Genomic DNA, 16,880 nt, shown 5'->3' with positions numbered 1-16,880 from the left:
CTCTGTTGGGGCCCCTGTCTTCGACTGGCACTGCGCCCTCAGGAGTCTCGCCATAAATACTACGTATTATCATGTCATTTCACCTTTAAATGCTTAAAAAATAAGGCAGTTTCGTATCATTTAATAAATATCACTAAACTAAATGAACGAGGTACCTTATGTATAATAACGATAACATAACGCAACATACGTTATTAATAGAAGCTTCAGTTTTAATCACTTCGAATTATATTGTAAAAATCATACCGAAGAAAAGATTTTAACATTACAATTTTAATACTTTGTATTTATGTCCCAAATTGACTTAATATGTAATAAATAGCATCAATGAAACACTCTATTTATTTTATATTAACGATAAAAGTCTCTCTGAATACGATCTTTCTTAATACCATATTGTTTATAAAAATGCGCCATATAATTAGCAATTTGTTCATCCCAATATATATCCGTGGCATATTGATGATGTGCTGGATTTGCCGGATTCCACCTCATTTGATACAAGGAAACTTGTCCTTGATCAAAATAGTGTGAGCGAATAAAAGATGCACCATCTATAATCGCTTTATTGGGAGAAGTCCAATGATGCGTTTTGGCATAACTTTTACCTGTTTGAATGGCATTGCTGTCAAATGCACCAATGCCAAAAAAATTATAATAGCGTTGCTGCCCATCTGTAATACCTTTGGCTAACGTGGATTGTCCTTCCCCGGTTTCAACCAGCGCATGGCTTACTAAATAAATAACATTAATTTTATATTGCTTTTGTGCTGCTAAAAATTGTTGCCCATGGCCATCGAGTATGCCTTTATTATGAAGCATTTGATTTACTTCTTTTTCAGACATCTTAATGGGATGCGTCAGTTCCATATACTTAAATCCTGTATCTCGAAAAGAAATCCGCATAGCACTTTCGACTTGATGACGATTAGCAGCAGTAAACTCACCGTTATTGTTAATGGTATTTATCATTTCTGAACTAGTTTGTAACCTCACTGCCTCGTCAAATGTTACCTGTTGATTGCTTATAAAAAATAACTGTCCTTTATATAACAATAAGATGCTAATTATGGCTAATATAGTTATAATATAATGTTTTTTTAATTTTTTACGCTTCTTCTTCAATGATCTATACTCACAATCTTCACTTTGTCATAATAAAATATGCTACAACAATTACTAACACCACAAAAAGAAATGACCCATTGATTGCCCATTTTAAACCTTTGCGCTCTCTAAGTAAGACATTAAATAGTACTAAGCTCATCGTTAAAGAAATGGCAAACATACTTATTGCTAACATAAACTGCATGATAAACAAACAAATCAGCCCAGCAACTAAGCAAAGATTTGATGCAATCATAATACGCTTAATCATTTTTGATTCGATAAGTCTTCACCCTCTCAATTTTACCTATATAACACCATACCATATCCTTAACCTATTGTGCGCTTTATTACATAAAAAGAGGACAGTAAAACAAAGTCAAATATAACTTTGTTTTCTGTCCTATCGTTTATATCTAAATATGAATAATACGCTCTATGAACTAATTATGGCTAATGTTCTCTAGACATACCTTTTAGCATATTTAACATATAAGTTAAACTGCGGTTCATATCATCATCTTTTAATACACCTAATAAATGTCTAATTGATGTTTTGGCATTAGGACTAGCTTGGTTCGCAACATGTAACCCTTTGTTCACTTTAGCTAAAAAGGCACTTAAATCTTTAACTTCCAAATCACCTAATAAAAATACAAGCGATGCCATATTAGATAACAAACCGGTATATATGTCCTTATTTAATTCAACTGCAAATTTGTTGATAATAACTTGTCTTCCTTTAATAGCACCATTTAATGCATCTAAGAGTTTCGCATCATCCAATACTTTTATTAACTTGATCGCCTTTAAAATACTATCTTTATTATCAGCAATCGCGTCTGTTACTTCAGTAAGGTTTTCTAACTTAATCTGCTCGTCTGATTTTTTTAGACGTTTGATATTTGTGATTCTTTCAGCCATTATTGATCACCTTTATTTCCTGGGAAAACGTAGTCCTGACGTTCCCATTTTTTCTGAACCTGCACACTATATTGCGGATGACGTTGTTTATCTACGCGGAAGTTCGTTGGATTCAATGGTGACTTGCCACGTCGAGAAAGGATTTCCATACGACAACTTGTACGTTTGTAGGATGGTGTATCTGTATATTGATCAACATCACTATTTGTCAATAAGTTAATCGCACCCATATCACCGTGTACCATCGCATCATTATTTAATGGTATATAAATTTCTTTCCCTTTTACTCGGTCAGTGACATGTACAATTAGTTTTGCTTCACCCGTTGTAGATATCAGTTTAACTTCAGCACCTTCGTGAATATTACGGTCTTTTGCTAATTCTGGTGATATTTCAACAAAGGTATTTGGCATTTTGTACTTAATCATTTCTGTTTGATAAGTCATATTACCTTCATGGAAATGTTCAAGTAAACGACCATTATTAACATGTAAGTCATATACTTCATCTTCTTTAAAGAAGTTATCAAATGATAAAGGATAGAATTTTGCTTTTTTATTCTCAAAATTAAAACCTTCTAAGTAGAGTAATGGTTCGTCTGTACCATCTTCATGCACTGGCCATTGTAAGCTGTCAAAGCCTTGTAATCGATCATAACTTACACCTGCATATAGAGGTGTTAATCGCGCAATTTCATCCATAATGTCACCAGGATAATTATAATTCCAGTCAAATCCAAATTCTTTAGCAATCATTTGGAAAATGACCCAGTCAGGTTTAGAATCTCCTAAAGGTGTTAACGCTTGATTAATGCGTTGAATACGACGTTCTGTATTCGTAAATGTTCCATCTTTTTCGAGTGATGGACTGGCTGGTAACACGACATCTGCATATGAAGCTGTGAAAGTTAGAAATTCATCTTGTACCACTAAAAAGTCTACTTTTTCTAATGCAGATTGTACAAAATTAATGTTTGAATCTACAATACCTGTATCTTCACCGTATAAGTAAAGTGAATGTATTTCATCATTATGGATACCCTCCATCATTTGATGATTATCTCGTCCAGGTGTTGGATTTAATGTTACACCATATTCTTTTTCAAATTTAGCACGCACATCATCGTCTACAACTCTTTGATAACCAGTAAATTGATCTGGCATGCTTCCCATATCACTTGCACCTTGAACATTATTATGTCCTCGTAATGGATAGGCACCTGAGCCAGGTTTACGATAATTGCCTGTGGCTAATAAGAAATTGGAAATTGCTGTACTAGAGTCACTACCAATATCTTGTTGCGTAATACCCATAGCCCAGCAAATGGCTACAGTTTCTGCTTTAGCTGCTTCTTCAGCAAACTTAATAAGTCTTTCTTTTGGTATACCAGTAGCTTCTTCAGCAAATTCCATTGTAAATGGTTCTAATGATGTATAATAATCATCAAAGTTATCTACCCATTCATCAATGAATGCCTTATCATGTAAGTCGTGATCGATGATATATTTTGTTGCTGCACCTAACCATACGAGATCCGTTCCTGGTTTAGGTTGGTAAAATTCATCTGCACGTTCTGCCATTTCATGTTTGCGTATATCAAAGACATGTGAGCGTTGCCCGAATAACTTTTGAGCACGTTTCATACGTGATGCAATGACCGGATGAGCCTCTGCCGTATTTGTACCTATAAGCACAGTCATTGCTGCTTTTTCTAAATCTTCTATAGAACCAGAGTCACCACCATGTCCTACTGTTCTAAATAAACCTTTTGTTGCTGGTGCCTGACAATATCTTGAACAGTTATCAACGTTATTAGATCCAAAAACTTGTCGTGATAACTTTTGCATTAAATACGATTCTTCATTGGTTCCTTTAGATGACGCAATAAAGGCTAAAGCTTCGCCGCCATATTGATTTTTAATCTGACTAAAGTTATCTACAACAACTTTCAAAGCTTCATCCCATTCGACTTCATGGAATTCACCATTTTTACGGACTAAAGGTTTCGTTAAACGCTGATCAGAATTGATATGTCCCCATGAGAATTTACCTTTAACACATGTTGCAACCTTGTTAGCTGGAGAATCATGTGAAGGTTGAACTTTTAATACTTCTCTATCTTTCGTCCATACTTCAAATGAACAACCTACACCACAATATGTGCATACGGTTTTCGTTTTGTTAATACGTTCTTTACGCATTTCTGCTTCTGAATCAGAAATCGCAAATAATGGACCATAACCTGGTTCAGCCTTTTTTGTTAAGTCAATCATAGCTGCTAGAGAACCTGGCTCTGTATCAGTCATATAACCTGCATTACCTTCCATATTAACTTCCATCATAGCGTTACACGGGCACACGGTAGCACATTGACCACACGATACACATGAAGATTCATTGATAGGTACATCATTGTCCCAAATGACACGTGGATGTTCTCTATCCCAGTCAATGCGAATGGTTTCATTTACTTCAATGTCTTGACATGCCTCTACACAACGCCCACACAAAATACATTGATTAGGGTCATATCGATAAAATGGACCATAATCTTTCTCGTATGGTTTTTCTTTATATTCATAAGTTTGATGTTGTAATCCCCACTCGTCCATCGTATTATGAATTTCACAATCACCGTTATTGTAATCACAAACAGTACAATACAGCATATGCTTTTCCAAAATTCTATCTAGCGCTTCTTTTTGGCTTGATTTAACCTCATTATTTTCAGTATTAACCGTCATTGGACGATCAATTGTCGTACTACACGCTCGCTCAATTTGCCCATCAATTTCAACCATACATGTATCACATGTCTGGATTGGTCCCATTGATTCGTTATAGCAAATTGAAGGTACGAACGTATTTCTTGACTTAATAAACTCAAGTAAGTTTGTTCCAGGTTCCACAAGATAATCTGTGCCATCTAATGTAACAATTAAATGTTCCTGCATACCTTCACCCCATTTATATTTATTTAATTCTTAAAAGACTTCTCTATATCCTACATCAATACCCCACATATAAATATATCGATAATAGAATCATCTTAATTGTATAACTTAATGACTAGAATGTTAAGACTTTAATAACATTTAAAAAAATCAATTCTTTTTTCCTGCATACGTTTTCATTAAAAGTAATATGAGCATCTTATTGTTAATAATTAAAGAAACTGGCACATAAAAAAATTAACCAGTAAATACGTTTTTGTAACTTCATTTACTGGCTAATTTGTTTATAATACCTTTTATTATAGGCCTAAATTACTATTTATAATGTCTGTGCTGTCTTTTTTAGATGATTCGCTTGGAATAAAGTAGTATAATCCATCATCTTGAATGCCACCTTGACCATCTAATTGATAGCGATTCACTGTTTTATTCGCACCTTTGTAATTACTGCGAATTTGATTCATTTCACTTAAACTCAAATCTGTTTTAACATTTTTTTGTATTTCAGACAATAAACTATTGAAATGCGTGATAGAAGATTTACTTACCATTTTATTGGCCATTGCTTGTAAAATGATTTGCTGTCGTTCTTGACGACCGAAATCGCCACCTGCGCCTTCTTCTTTACGACTTCTGATAAAGTTCATTGCTTTATCGCCATCTAAATGTGTTTTTTCACCATGAACGAAGTGTGTGCCATTAATGGTAAAGGTGTCATTACTTACAACATCAACGCCACCTAATGCATCAATCATATCATGTAAACCATCCATATCAATCGTAGCATAATGATCGATTGGAACATTCATCAATTTTTCTAATGATTTTACAGCCATGTTGGCACCACCATAAGCATATGCATGGTTGATTTTTTCAGTTGTTCCTCTACCAACAATATCTGCTTTTGTATCCCTTGGAATACTGACTATATCCGTTTTTTGTTTGCTAGGGTTTATTGATAGAATCATGATGGTATCACTTCTTTGTCCATCATTTGCTTGTTTTCTTTTGGCATCAGAATCAACACCAAATAACGCAATCGTAAAAGGTTCTCCTTTACTTAAATTGACATTTTTACTTCTTAATGCTGAATGACTGCGATCAAGAGGATTATGTATTTTATCCCCTGTAATAAAAATTTTCGCAGCGACATATATAACTGCTATAATTGCCAATAATACTAGTATTCCAAACATCCATAAAAAGATTTTTAACGGTAAATTCATTTTTTTCCGTTCTGACCGTCGCACACAAACCACTCCATTCACTATTAGTCACATCAATTATATCCATAAAACATTATTTTTGAATACATCTTTAGCCTTATTTATTAGAATTTTGCTAAAATGTTTCACTATTATTTAAAATTTAACTATAGCGCTGATAAATATTAATAATCTCGTCATAGCAACCTTCATTACTGATAATAAACGGACCTGCTTCAGCAATATTTAGAGCAGCACGAGTCAAACATGTCATCTTCAGTCCTAATTCCTTGGCAAATAAATGTTGTGCTGCAATATCCCAAGGCTTAGGATTCGTATTAATATATGCACCAAATTGTCCCTTTATTACTTTTATTGAATCTAAACCACATGAGCCAATGTTGCGATTAGCAAAACATGCTTCACGCAATGCTTTGGATACATCTACTGGTATATACTGCGCATCAAATGAAATCATCGCATCTTGTAAACTAAGTATGGGTGGTTTGGGTAAAGGATTATTGTTTTCAAAGGCCCCTCGATGTTCGATTGCTTTATAGAGCTTTTGATGAACATAATCGTATATGTATGATAACTTAGGCTTTCCATTAACAAAATAACCGATAATAATACAATAATCTTCTTGTTGTTTTACTAAATTTGCAGTACCGTCGATTGGATCTAACAACCACACATGTCCTTCATGTGCACTTATCGTGTCATTATTTTTCTCTTCAGCTACCAATTGATGTCCTGGAAGATGCTCATGTAACAATTCACTAAAATGCTGCTGTAAGGCTTTATCTACATTTGTTACCAAATCAAATCTATCTTGCTTTATATCTGTATCTAATTTAGCCAATAACTGAGGAATGATTACATCAAGCTGTTGTATCCATCTCTCAATAAGCTGATCAATTTCTTCTAATCGCTTATGCATTAAATGAGTCACCTCATTTCTTTTTTTACTTTATTTTAACGTATTCCTATATTAACGTATAGCTGATTTATAATTAAATTCAAACGAAAAAAACGGCTAGTCATATGCTAGCCGACAAATAGAAAGGAAAGTAAGTAATAAATATTGAAGATGTTTCGATGTAACGTGAACGATTATTTTAAGCTATCTGTTACATAGCTTTACCCCTTTGTTTGTAATCGCTCTCCCCTGTTACAATTATTATAATAGCACAATTATCAAGAAAATGTAAGCGTTTTCCAAATATTTTTTAATTTTTTTTTAGTTACAAAACACTTTACATATATACAAATGTCATGATTGTCACTTATATGTTATAATTAAAGTAATATGTAACATTAGGTGGTGTCTAATTTGAATAAAGCTGAAAGACAAAATCAACTCATCCATGTAATACAACAGAATCGTAAAATGACAGCCTCTGAATTAGCAACAGCATTAAATGTGTCTAAACGTACCATTTCGCGTGATATCGCCGAGTTAGAAGAACAAGGTGTAAGGATATTTGCGCAGCATGGTAAATTGGGCGGTTTTCAAATTCAACAGTCTCAATCAAAAATGGCACTTTCCATCTCAGAAGAGCAACTACTTGCACTTTTTCTTACACTAAATGAAAGTCAATCGTATTCTTCATTACCTTATAAACAAGAAATACAAGAAATTATTCAGCAATGTTTAAAGTTGCCAAATACACGCGTAAGAAAGCTGCTTAAACGTATGGACAAATATATTAAATTCGACACAATTGAAGCGACACCATTACCTAAGTTGTTTTCAGACATTCTCATATACAGTGCCGAACGCAACGTAATGTCTGTCGATTTTGTTAGCGATAATAAAATGGCTGCTCAAAATGTTATTTTTATCGGTATTTTATGTAAAAACGCTGAGTGGCTTGCGATTGTTTTTGATATTGGACACGGTTGTACACGAGAATTACCTATATTAGCAATCCATGATATTTCATATTCTTTCGAAAAGACTTTAAACACGCATGATATAACAATTGATAATTATACACAATTTTTAAACCCGTCAGATTAACTGTATTCTGTCGGGTTTTTTAAGTTTAAAAACAGACAATTATCGTGCTGAAATCAATATCATTTTATTGTTTTCTAAATTAAATATAAAAATATTTTATAGGTAAATTGTAAACTTATTACGTAACGTTTATAATAAATATGATTATAGCATTAAAGGAGGTTTACCATGGTTGGATTTTCAGTATATCTAGGAACAACCTTAAACAAGACATACATACACAAGATGACTCAGCTTGGTTATGACATGATATTCACATCCTTGCAGTTATCTAAGTTATCGCTACGTCAACAACTTGCATATTTGGGAGAGTTATGTGAGCTTTTGCGTAACGTCAATATGACTTATGTAATAGATGTCCATCCTGACTTGCTTAATCATGACTTTTTTACATTTTTCAATAATATTTCGACAGGGAATTTTATTATTAGAATAGATAATCAGCTTCAAATTTCAATGATCGAAGAACTGCAAAATCATGGTTTAAAATGCTGTTTAAACGCGAGTACCATTGATGCTTCAATATTGCAGCAACTTCCTACTAAACAACCTATATACTACTGTCATAATTATTATCCACGGCCTGATACTGGTTTATCAACAGATTTTGTCAGCGCACAAAATCACTTAATTCGACAGTTTGATTCAAATAGCATTATTTTTGCTTTTATACCAGGATCAGAATTTCGTGGACCACTTTATTGCGGACTACCTACAATAGAGCAGCATAGAACAAACAATCCTTTATTAGCTGCAACTCAACTTATGAATAGTGGCATCAATAATATTATTATTAGCGATCCATACATGACTGCCAAACATGCTGAACAACTTATATTTATGTTACGAGATAGACATTTCAAGCTTAAGGTGACCAAACTGGAACATTCTTATCAACAATTATTATTACAACAACATACATCACGGCCTGATGCACCAGAACATGTGATTCGCTCATCGGAATCTCGCTCTAGATGCCAGCAACATATCACGTCACAGCCTTACCCATTCGATATTAGAAGTTGTGGCCATGTGACGATAGATAATCATTTAAATGGGCGTTATGAAGGTGAAATTCAAATTGTTAGAACTCCTTTACCGACACATTCACATGTTAATTATCTTGCTACAATTGTTGCAGAGGACCAAGTCTTACTACCACTCATCCAACCAAATGATACATTTGAATTTATTGAAGATAAAGGAGTAAATCAATGAAACATTTAATGACAGAGCGTAGAAACAAACGTACGATGCACCTGGATGACATGCCTATTTTAGAAGCGTTAAAAACAATTAACAGCGAAGATCAACAAGTAGCAATAGCAGTTCAGCAAATTTTACCGGAATTAAGTAAAGCCATTGAAACAATCATTCATCAATTTTCTAAAGGTGGCAGACTCATTTATATCGGTGCAGGCACAAGTGGACGTTTAGGTGTGCTCGATGCTGCAGAGTGTGTGCCAACATTCAATACATCACCAGGTAAAGTTATTGGTCTAATTGCTGGAGGACAAGGTGCAATGACAACAGCTATTGAAGGAGCTGAAGACAGTGCATCATTAGGAGAACAAGATTTAAAAAATATCAATCTTAATAAACAAGATGTGGTTGTAGGAATTTCAGCCAGTGGTCGTACACCTTATGTTATAAGTGCACTCACTTATGCGAATCAATTAGAAGCTAAAACCGTTGCCTTATCTTGTAATGTCAACAGTGATATAAGTCAACTTGCAGATTATGCACTAGAAGTTAACGTTGGTCCCGAAGTATTAACTGGATCAACGCGTTTAAAAGCCGGTACTTCACAAAAGTTAGTGCTTAATATGATATCGACAATGACTATGATTGGCATCGGTAAAGTATATGATAACTTGATGGTCGACTTGAAACCAACAAACACCAAATTACAACAACGTTCAATTCATATAATTGAAGATATATGTAGTATTGATCATGAAACAGCACAACATCTTTATCAACAAGCTAATAATGATATTAAAGTAGCAGTTGTCATGCATATGTGTGACACTTCTAGAAACGATGCCCAACTAAGATTAACAAAGCATAATGGAGTCATTAAAAAAGCGATTCAATCTTAAGGAGGCGTTTCTTATGAAAAATGAACAACAACTTGCTGAGCAAATATTACATGCTGTCGGTGGCATTGAAAATATAAACGATATTCTTCATTGCATGACACGTATTCGCCTAAAGTTGAATAATAAGCAACACGTCAATTACACTGAATTAAAATCAATTAAAGGTGTACTTGGGGTCATTGATGATGACCGTTTACAAATCGTGTTAGGCCCAGGTGTAGTGGACAAAGTGACAGAATATATAGAAAAACAACACAAAACCACATCCTCACCTGCGCAGCCAACTGAAAATAAACAGCATAAAAATTCTAATAAACGTTGGAATAAAGTACTTAGAACCATAGCAGATATTTTTATTCCTTTAATACCAGCCTTTGTTGGTGCAGGATTAATCGGTGGTATAGCAGCAGTTTTAAATAATTTTATCCAAGCCGGTGATTTAACTGCGGATTGGGTAAAACAAATGGTTGTTGTCTTAAATGTCATTAAAGATGGTATGTTCTTTTATTTAGCTATCTATACTGGAATAAATGCTGCCAAAGTCTTTGGAGCAACTCCAGGTTTAGGTGGCGTCATCGGTGGTACGACATTACTAACAGGTATAAGTGATAAAAATCCAATTGTAAATATTTTTACTGGGGAGCCACTTTTACCTAGTCAAGGTGGTATTATTGGTGTTATCATTGCTGTCTGGTTACTCAGTTTAATTGAAAAAAGATTGCATAAAATAGTACCAAATGCCATTGACATAATTATAACTCCTACTTTAACGCTATTAATAATAGGTTTGCTAACGATATTTGTAATCATGCCATTAGCAGGATTTATATCATCAGGTTTAGTGATTGTAGTCAACTGGGTAATTGATATTGGTGGTATCTTTAGTGGCTTTATTATTGGTGCATCATTCTTGCCTTTAGTCATGTTAGGTTTGCACCATATCTTCACACCTATCCATATCGAACTCATCAATCAAACCGGTGCTACTAATTTATTACCTATCGCCGCAATGGCAGGCGCAGGTCAAGTTGGTGCTGCCCTTGCCTTATGGATGCGCTGTAAACGTAATAAACAATTAGCTAATGTCATTAAAGGTGCTTTACCTGCAGGCTTTCTTGGAATAGGAGAACCATTAATTTATGGAGTAACTTTGCCATTGGGAAGACCATTCTTTACCGCTTGCTTAGGGGGAGGTATTGGCGGTGCCGTAATTGGAGGTATCGGGCATATCGGTGCTCGTGCAATTGGACCTAGTGGATTATCATTACTTCCACTAATATCAAATCATATGTATCTTGGATACCTTATAGGACTTATTTCAGCTTACATTGGTGGCTTTATACTTACCTATTTCTTTGGTACAACGAAATCAATGCGAAATTCAACGCAATTAGGTGGTTAAATTATGCCAAATATATTAAACGCGATCGATGATCAATATGAATATATGACAACGACAGAACAGTATATTGCTCAATTTATATTGAACCATCCGTACGACATCATTAACATGAGTGTCGAATCACTTTCGAAAACGCTTAATATTGATGTTACTAAGATTGATGCATTTAGTTATCAATTTAATGATGATGGGTTTGAAGGACTCAAAATAAATATTCAACAAATCTTCCCAAAACAATCATTACCCTATAATATCGAAATTTTAGCCAACGATAGTGTTGATAAAATTAAAAATAAATTGCATCAACGTGCTGCAAATGCTATTAATAAAAGTACCCAAGCAATTAAACCTTATGCGATTGATCAAATGTGTAAAAAACTTAAGCGCGCAAAGACCATATATGTCTTTGGCTACGGTGCATCTTACGTATGTGCACTCGATATCTATCAAAAATTTTCACGCATAGGATTAAACGTGCAAGTCGTACAAGAAACGCATATGTTAACGACACAATTGTCTACACATAGTCAAAGTGATTGCATCTTATTTATCACAAACAATGGTGATCAAAGTGAATTACAAGCCTTGGTCAAAGTGATTAAAGATTATCATATTCCTATCATGACAGTAACAAGTCATAAGCACAATCCAGTAGCACAAGCATCAGAGGTTGTCTTAGTTTATGGTAACAGTGATGAAAACGAATTAAGAATGGGTGCTACAACCTCATTATTTGCACAAATGTATACGATTGATACATTATTCTACAGATATATTGCATTAAATTATCAAGATTCACTAGATTTCATCACGCAATCTAAAATGGCTCTAGACAACTATCGCAAGCATCTATCAAATATTGAGTTTAGACATTAATTACGAATAAAAGCGGACGAGATTAAAGTCATTATTGACATTAATCCCGTCCGCACTTTTTAATCGTAATTTGTTTTTCATAATCATAGATTAACTATTCATTATGTTACCGAACTTTAAATGTTTGAGTTATTAATGATTTAATTTTGACGTTCGGCTTTATGATGTCCGCGAATAAAATAGTAAATTGAAACAGCCACTAAAAAGACAATCCCAATCAGCACAGACACTACCGTTTCTTTATTGATTAACATACCAATTAATACAATAATTAAAAATGCAATAGTGATATAATTCGCGAATGAACCGCCTGGCATTTTGAATGGATGCCCTTCTAATTGTTCCGGATGTAATTTTCTAAAACGTAAATGACTAATTAATATCATGAACCACGGAATCATACCAGGTAAAATAGACGCACTATAAACATACACAAAAATACTATCTGCGCCTTTTATAAACACTGGTAATACAACATTTAACAATGCTCCTACTAATATGCCGATAGAAATTGCTAATACAGCATACAATGGCACACCATTTCTCATTACTTTAGTAAATACTTTAGGCATTTGACCTTTTTGTGCTAACGTATAAATCATTCGACTTGCACTAAAAATACCTGAATTACATCCTGATAATGCTGCTGTTAATACTACAAAGTTAATTAATCCTGCTGCAAATGTTATACCGATTTTTGCAAAAGTGGCTACAAATGGACTACCAATATCGCCCAATTGATCCCAAGGATAGATTGACACAATGACAAACACTGCACCAATATAGAAGATAAGAATACGCCAAATAACACCATTAATCGCACTCTTAATATTTTTCTTTGGATTTTTAGTTTCTCCAGCTGTTATACCGATAAGTTCTACCCCTTGATATGAACCAATAACGATGGATAAGGCAAAGAAGAAGCCCATCCAGCCATGAGGTAGAAAACCACCATGTGACCATAAATTAGATATACCAATAGGATGACCACCATTACCAATACCAAAGAAGATTAAACCTAATCCGGAAACAATCATTAATAATATTGTTATAACTTTGATTAACGCAAACCAGAACTCAAATTCTCCAAATGCTTTAACTGTTGCTAAGTTTGCAGTTAATAATAAGGCTACTGCAATCACTCCAGGAACCCATTGTGGTAAATTCGGAAACCAAAAATTCATATACTCTCCAACAGCAATCACTTCACTCATACCTACGACTATCCACTGAAATATATTACTCCAGGCAGTCATATAACCTGCAACAGGATGAATGTAGTCACTTGCAAAGGTTGCAAATGATCCTGTAGTAGGATTTAAATAAATCATTTCTCCCATTGCTCTCATAATTAAGAACAAAAAAATCCCTGCAATTAAATAAGCGAAAATCACAGATGGACCAGTCCACTTAATTGTACTTGTAGCTCCCATAAATAAACCTACACCAATCGTGCCACCGAGTGCGATCATTCTCACTTGACGTGCACTCAGAGATCTGTGTAATTCATTGTTACTCATAACCAAACCCCATCTCTGTTTATTCTAAGTTTTCTGAAAAAACTTATGTAGGTTATTATACTATAATTTGAACAAAATGGTACAAAAATTTTACAGTTTTTTGAAATCGGTTACAACATTGATTTTACAAGCTTTTGCAAGCTATAAAATTTACTAAAATTAAGCTTTTTCACCTTTCAAAATGGTTATTTTTTATATTCATTATGATATAAAGCATACACGTATTTCTTTCGTTTTATGTTATACTTTCAATTAATAATAAAGGAGATTATTTATGATTAAAGAACTTAGTTTACGTGGGTTAAAATTTTCAATTATATTTGGCGTTTTATTTTTTATTCTTAATTATTTTAGTGGCACGCGTTCATCACTTAGTGCTTTAAGTATAAGAACGATTTTAGCTATACTATCTTTCTTTGTTCTCTATGTAGGCTTATTCGCTATCTTCAATTCTGAAATGCGCAAGGTTATATATAGTACGACACTCTCGATATCACTTGTTATTTTTATTTTATTAGGAGGGCTCTTTTTCACGGTAAAAATTGGACTTATCATAGGTCTAATCGTCGGTATTCTTGCGGGAGCCATTTGGGAATTAATACATAATAAAAGAGGAGGTAGAGTGCGATGAGCACCATTATTATTGGTATTATTCTTATAATTTTACTTATTATTAGCCTTATACCAAATTATATTGCGATGAAACGACAACAAGCAGATAATCAAAGTGCAACACGCTTTATGTTTATGGTTGGTATTGATGCAATTTTGCTACTTTTAATAATTACAACATTAATTATTAAAAGTATGTCGTAAACATCACTATAATACGTGAAAGTAAGACATAATTCTAGCTTCATTTTTTAAGATTATACCTTTTCGTTTTATACTCACGTTTTAATAGATTTCTAATCAAAGGAAGCTGGAATCCCAAGCTTCCTTTGATTGTATGTTTTTATTTGGAGTTTCTTATTGTTGGGGCTCGAGTATTATTTTGTAGATGATAATAGCGATGATGAGATAGATGAAAGTATTGATAAAGAATCTTCGTGTATGTTTACGTCGAGGTAAGTGTTGGTTAAGCTTTGGCGCAATAATAAGATTGATAATGCCAATGATAATGGGCCCTGCTATAAAGAATAGAAGGATATTCCAATTCATGTGTTAGTGCTCCTTTCCTCGTTCGAAGCATGCTGTGACAATACTATCAAAATCCATATCTTTACCAATGTATGAAATAGCTGAAAAATCTTGTTGCTTAGTCATTTCATTTGTATTTACAATTACATCTAATCCTGCAGTTACTGCAGCAGTCGCACCATTAACTGAATCTTCAATAGCTAAACAATGTCCCGGTGCATAATTAAGTTTCTGTACTGCTACTAAATAAGGATCTGGATTCGGTTTAATATCATCGACATCTTCTCGACCGACTATGACATCGACATAAGCATCGAGCCCTAATTGGTGCACTGTTGGCATAATATCTTGTCGATAGCTACTCGTAGCGATGGCCATAGGTATATGATGCTGTTTCAAGTAGCGCATCAACTGCGCAATTGTTTCTTTTACTTCTAAATGCTTACTTGTGTCATTATGTTCTGTATAAATTGCTTGTTTATCATCAACGCCTAAAGCTTCTGTTAAATAGTCATGCAGAGGCTGTGCTTTCCCACCAACATTGCTACGATAAAATGACCTTGATATTGGAGATAATTTGTGACTAGTCAAATGTTTATTTATTAATGAAAATAAATGTTCCTCCGTATCAATAATTGTTCCATCAAAATCAAAAACAACTGCTTTATACATCAATATTCCCCTCTTTTTCTCTGTAATGCTTATATTTTAACATACTATTTATCGTCTATTTTGTAATCAAAATTTAATAGTTTGTCTATCATTATCATGATACTGCTACTTGAATCTTTAAAATAGATCATCACTTTTGTATAGTTAACGTAAAAATCATATGACAATTCAATTAAATTTAAGTTCATTCAAAAGTCTTAGTGATAATATTCTCAAAGAATGATACAATCAGTGTGAATAAGAGAACGTAGCTATTTTACTTATCCACGCAACACATCTTCACACAATTTGGTAAGACGCTGTCACATAAGCGCATATGATAATATATCGTTCAGTTTCGTTACATTATTTAAAAATATAATTTTAGAGGAGGACATCACATGTTGATAGATAAATTTGAAACCTACATTTTAAATATCGCAGGTTTGAAATCACGTTCAACGCGTAAACAACTAATTAAAATTTGTAAACAAATTCACTTTTGTGAATCAATTCAATACAGTATAACTAAGAAAAAAGGTATTTTTGTCTTAGAGCTTAGCTTACCTAAACAACAACTACCTTATGTAATTAGTTTCTTAAGTTTTCACGAGTATTTAATTTATCAAATTTTACCTCCAAAGCATGTAGACGAACTTCTTAATTCTGAAAAATTATATCAATCCTCCAAACGTTTTGATTTAAAAATAGATGGTTTGCAAGATGCTTTCATTAAAGATAAAGTCATTGATATCATGACCTTATTCTCAAATCATTATGCTATAAATTATACCTTGAATCCAGATTGTGCCAGTGTTTGTTGTTCACCAGAAACATTCGCACACTTATTACGTACAATCGCAACACATAATATTGATGTCCTATCAGCATCTTATCGTTCAAGTGCTATGCATAAATCTCGTATTTCATAATCAAAAGCCATCAGTTCGTTACTCAAAATAAAAAGCACAAAGAT

Annotated in this window: 17 protein-coding genes; 8 read left to right on the top strand and 9 right to left on the bottom strand. The window is 33.7% G+C overall.

Going from position 1 to position 16,880, the window contains the following annotated elements:
- Nucleotides 1-351: 351 nt before the first annotated feature.
- The 6 genes from HMPREF2864_RS03205 to HMPREF2864_RS03180 form a co-directional block, all read right to left on the bottom strand.
- On the bottom strand, nucleotides 352-1,125 hold the full coding sequence (locus HMPREF2864_RS03205) for an N-acetylglucosaminidase (protein ID WP_070545005.1): 774 nt from the start codon (nucleotides 1,123-1,125) through the stop codon (nucleotides 352-354).
- Between the two features lie 19 nt (nucleotides 1,126-1,144).
- Nucleotides 1,145-1,378, bottom strand: a complete 234-nt coding sequence (locus HMPREF2864_RS03200) for a hypothetical protein (RefSeq protein ID WP_002460123.1) — start codon at nucleotides 1,376-1,378, stop codon at nucleotides 1,145-1,147.
- A 182-nt stretch (nucleotides 1,379-1,560) separates the two neighbouring features.
- Nucleotides 1,561-2,031: a helical membrane plugin domain-containing protein gene (locus HMPREF2864_RS03195; protein WP_002460124.1), complete on the bottom strand. Its 471-nt coding sequence runs from the start codon at nucleotides 2,029-2,031 to the stop codon at nucleotides 1,561-1,563.
- Nucleotides 2,031-4,985, bottom strand: coding sequence for a formate dehydrogenase subunit alpha (fdhF, locus tag HMPREF2864_RS03190; RefSeq protein WP_002460125.1), 2,955 nt, complete (start codon nucleotides 4,983-4,985; stop codon nucleotides 2,031-2,033). The genes HMPREF2864_RS03195 and fdhF overlap by 1 nt, the downstream gene beginning before the upstream one ends.
- A gap of 299 nt (nucleotides 4,986-5,284) precedes the next feature.
- Nucleotides 5,285-6,235 carry an LCP family glycopolymer transferase gene (locus HMPREF2864_RS03185; RefSeq protein WP_002460126.1) on the bottom strand — a complete coding sequence of 317 codons (951 nt, stop codon included), beginning with the start codon at nucleotides 6,233-6,235 and terminating at the stop codon, nucleotides 5,285-5,287.
- Nucleotides 6,236-6,353: 118 nt separating this feature from the next.
- Nucleotides 6,354-7,130 carry an inositol monophosphatase family protein gene (locus HMPREF2864_RS03180; RefSeq protein WP_002460127.1) on the bottom strand — a complete coding sequence of 259 codons (777 nt, stop codon included), beginning with the start codon at nucleotides 7,128-7,130 and terminating at the stop codon, nucleotides 6,354-6,356.
- 393 nt (nucleotides 7,131-7,523) lie between these two features.
- Between HMPREF2864_RS03180 and HMPREF2864_RS03175 the strand changes: the two genes are divergently transcribed.
- From HMPREF2864_RS03175 to HMPREF2864_RS03155, 5 genes are all read left to right on the top strand, one after another.
- Complete coding sequence (locus tag HMPREF2864_RS03175; RefSeq protein WP_002478793.1) at nucleotides 7,524-8,213, top strand: helix-turn-helix transcriptional regulator; 690 nt, start codon at nucleotides 7,524-7,526, stop codon at nucleotides 8,211-8,213.
- Nucleotides 8,214-8,381: 168 nt separating this feature from the next.
- The gene (locus tag HMPREF2864_RS03170; RefSeq protein WP_002460129.1) at nucleotides 8,382-9,431 is read left to right on the top strand and encodes a MupG family TIM beta-alpha barrel fold protein; all 1,050 of its coding nucleotides are present in this window, start codon (nucleotides 8,382-8,384) and stop codon (nucleotides 9,429-9,431) included.
- Nucleotides 9,428-10,315: an N-acetylmuramic acid 6-phosphate etherase gene (gene murQ / locus HMPREF2864_RS03165; protein WP_070545004.1), complete on the top strand. Its 888-nt coding sequence runs from the start codon at nucleotides 9,428-9,430 to the stop codon at nucleotides 10,313-10,315. The genes HMPREF2864_RS03170 and murQ overlap by 4 nt, the downstream gene beginning before the upstream one ends.
- A 13-nt stretch (nucleotides 10,316-10,328) precedes the next feature.
- Complete coding sequence (locus HMPREF2864_RS03160) at nucleotides 10,329-11,717, top strand: PTS transporter subunit EIIC (RefSeq protein ID WP_002492282.1); 1,389 nt, start codon at nucleotides 10,329-10,331, stop codon at nucleotides 11,715-11,717.
- A gap of 3 nt (nucleotides 11,718-11,720) precedes the next feature.
- Nucleotides 11,721-12,593, top strand: coding sequence for a MurR/RpiR family transcriptional regulator (locus HMPREF2864_RS03155; protein WP_070545003.1), 873 nt, complete (start codon nucleotides 11,721-11,723; stop codon nucleotides 12,591-12,593).
- Between the two features lie 140 nt (nucleotides 12,594-12,733).
- Here HMPREF2864_RS03155 and HMPREF2864_RS03150 read toward each other — a convergent pair whose 3' ends face one another.
- Nucleotides 12,734-14,113, bottom strand: coding sequence for an amino acid permease (locus tag HMPREF2864_RS03150; protein WP_070545002.1), 1,380 nt, complete (start codon nucleotides 14,111-14,113; stop codon nucleotides 12,734-12,736).
- A 274-nt stretch (nucleotides 14,114-14,387) separates the two neighbouring features.
- Between HMPREF2864_RS03150 and HMPREF2864_RS03145 the strand changes: the two genes are divergently transcribed.
- On the top strand, nucleotides 14,388-14,744 hold the full coding sequence (locus HMPREF2864_RS03145) for a hypothetical protein (protein ID WP_002460134.1): 357 nt from the start codon (nucleotides 14,388-14,390) through the stop codon (nucleotides 14,742-14,744).
- Nucleotides 14,741-14,929 (top strand): hypothetical protein, encoded by a 189-nt coding sequence (locus HMPREF2864_RS03140; RefSeq protein WP_002460135.1) that lies wholly within the window; start codon nucleotides 14,741-14,743, stop codon nucleotides 14,927-14,929. Before HMPREF2864_RS03145 ends, HMPREF2864_RS03140 begins: the two co-directional genes overlap by 4 nt.
- A gap of 153 nt (nucleotides 14,930-15,082) precedes the next feature.
- Here the strand turns inward: HMPREF2864_RS03140 and HMPREF2864_RS11845 are convergent, their stop codons facing one another.
- The gene (locus HMPREF2864_RS11845) at nucleotides 15,083-15,274 is read right to left on the bottom strand and encodes a hypothetical protein (RefSeq protein WP_002460136.1); all 192 of its coding nucleotides are present in this window, start codon (nucleotides 15,272-15,274) and stop codon (nucleotides 15,083-15,085) included.
- 3 nt (nucleotides 15,275-15,277) lie between these two features.
- The gene (locus HMPREF2864_RS03135) at nucleotides 15,278-15,925 is read right to left on the bottom strand and encodes an HAD-IA family hydrolase (protein WP_002460137.1); all 648 of its coding nucleotides are present in this window, start codon (nucleotides 15,923-15,925) and stop codon (nucleotides 15,278-15,280) included.
- 380 nt (nucleotides 15,926-16,305) lie between these two features.
- Here HMPREF2864_RS03135 and HMPREF2864_RS03130 point away from each other — a divergent pair, with 380 nt between their 5' ends.
- A complete protein-coding gene (locus HMPREF2864_RS03130; RefSeq protein WP_002460138.1) occupies nucleotides 16,306-16,836 on the top strand; it encodes a hypothetical protein in 531 nt (176 codons plus the stop codon).
- Nucleotides 16,837-16,880 lie beyond the last annotated feature (44 nt).

The organism is Staphylococcus sp. HMSC059F04 (assembly GCF_001812565.1).
In the GTDB taxonomy this organism is placed as follows: domain Bacteria; phylum Bacillota; class Bacilli; order Staphylococcales; family Staphylococcaceae; genus Staphylococcus; species Staphylococcus lugdunensis.
This window is presented reverse-complemented; position numbering and strand designations above follow the sequence as displayed.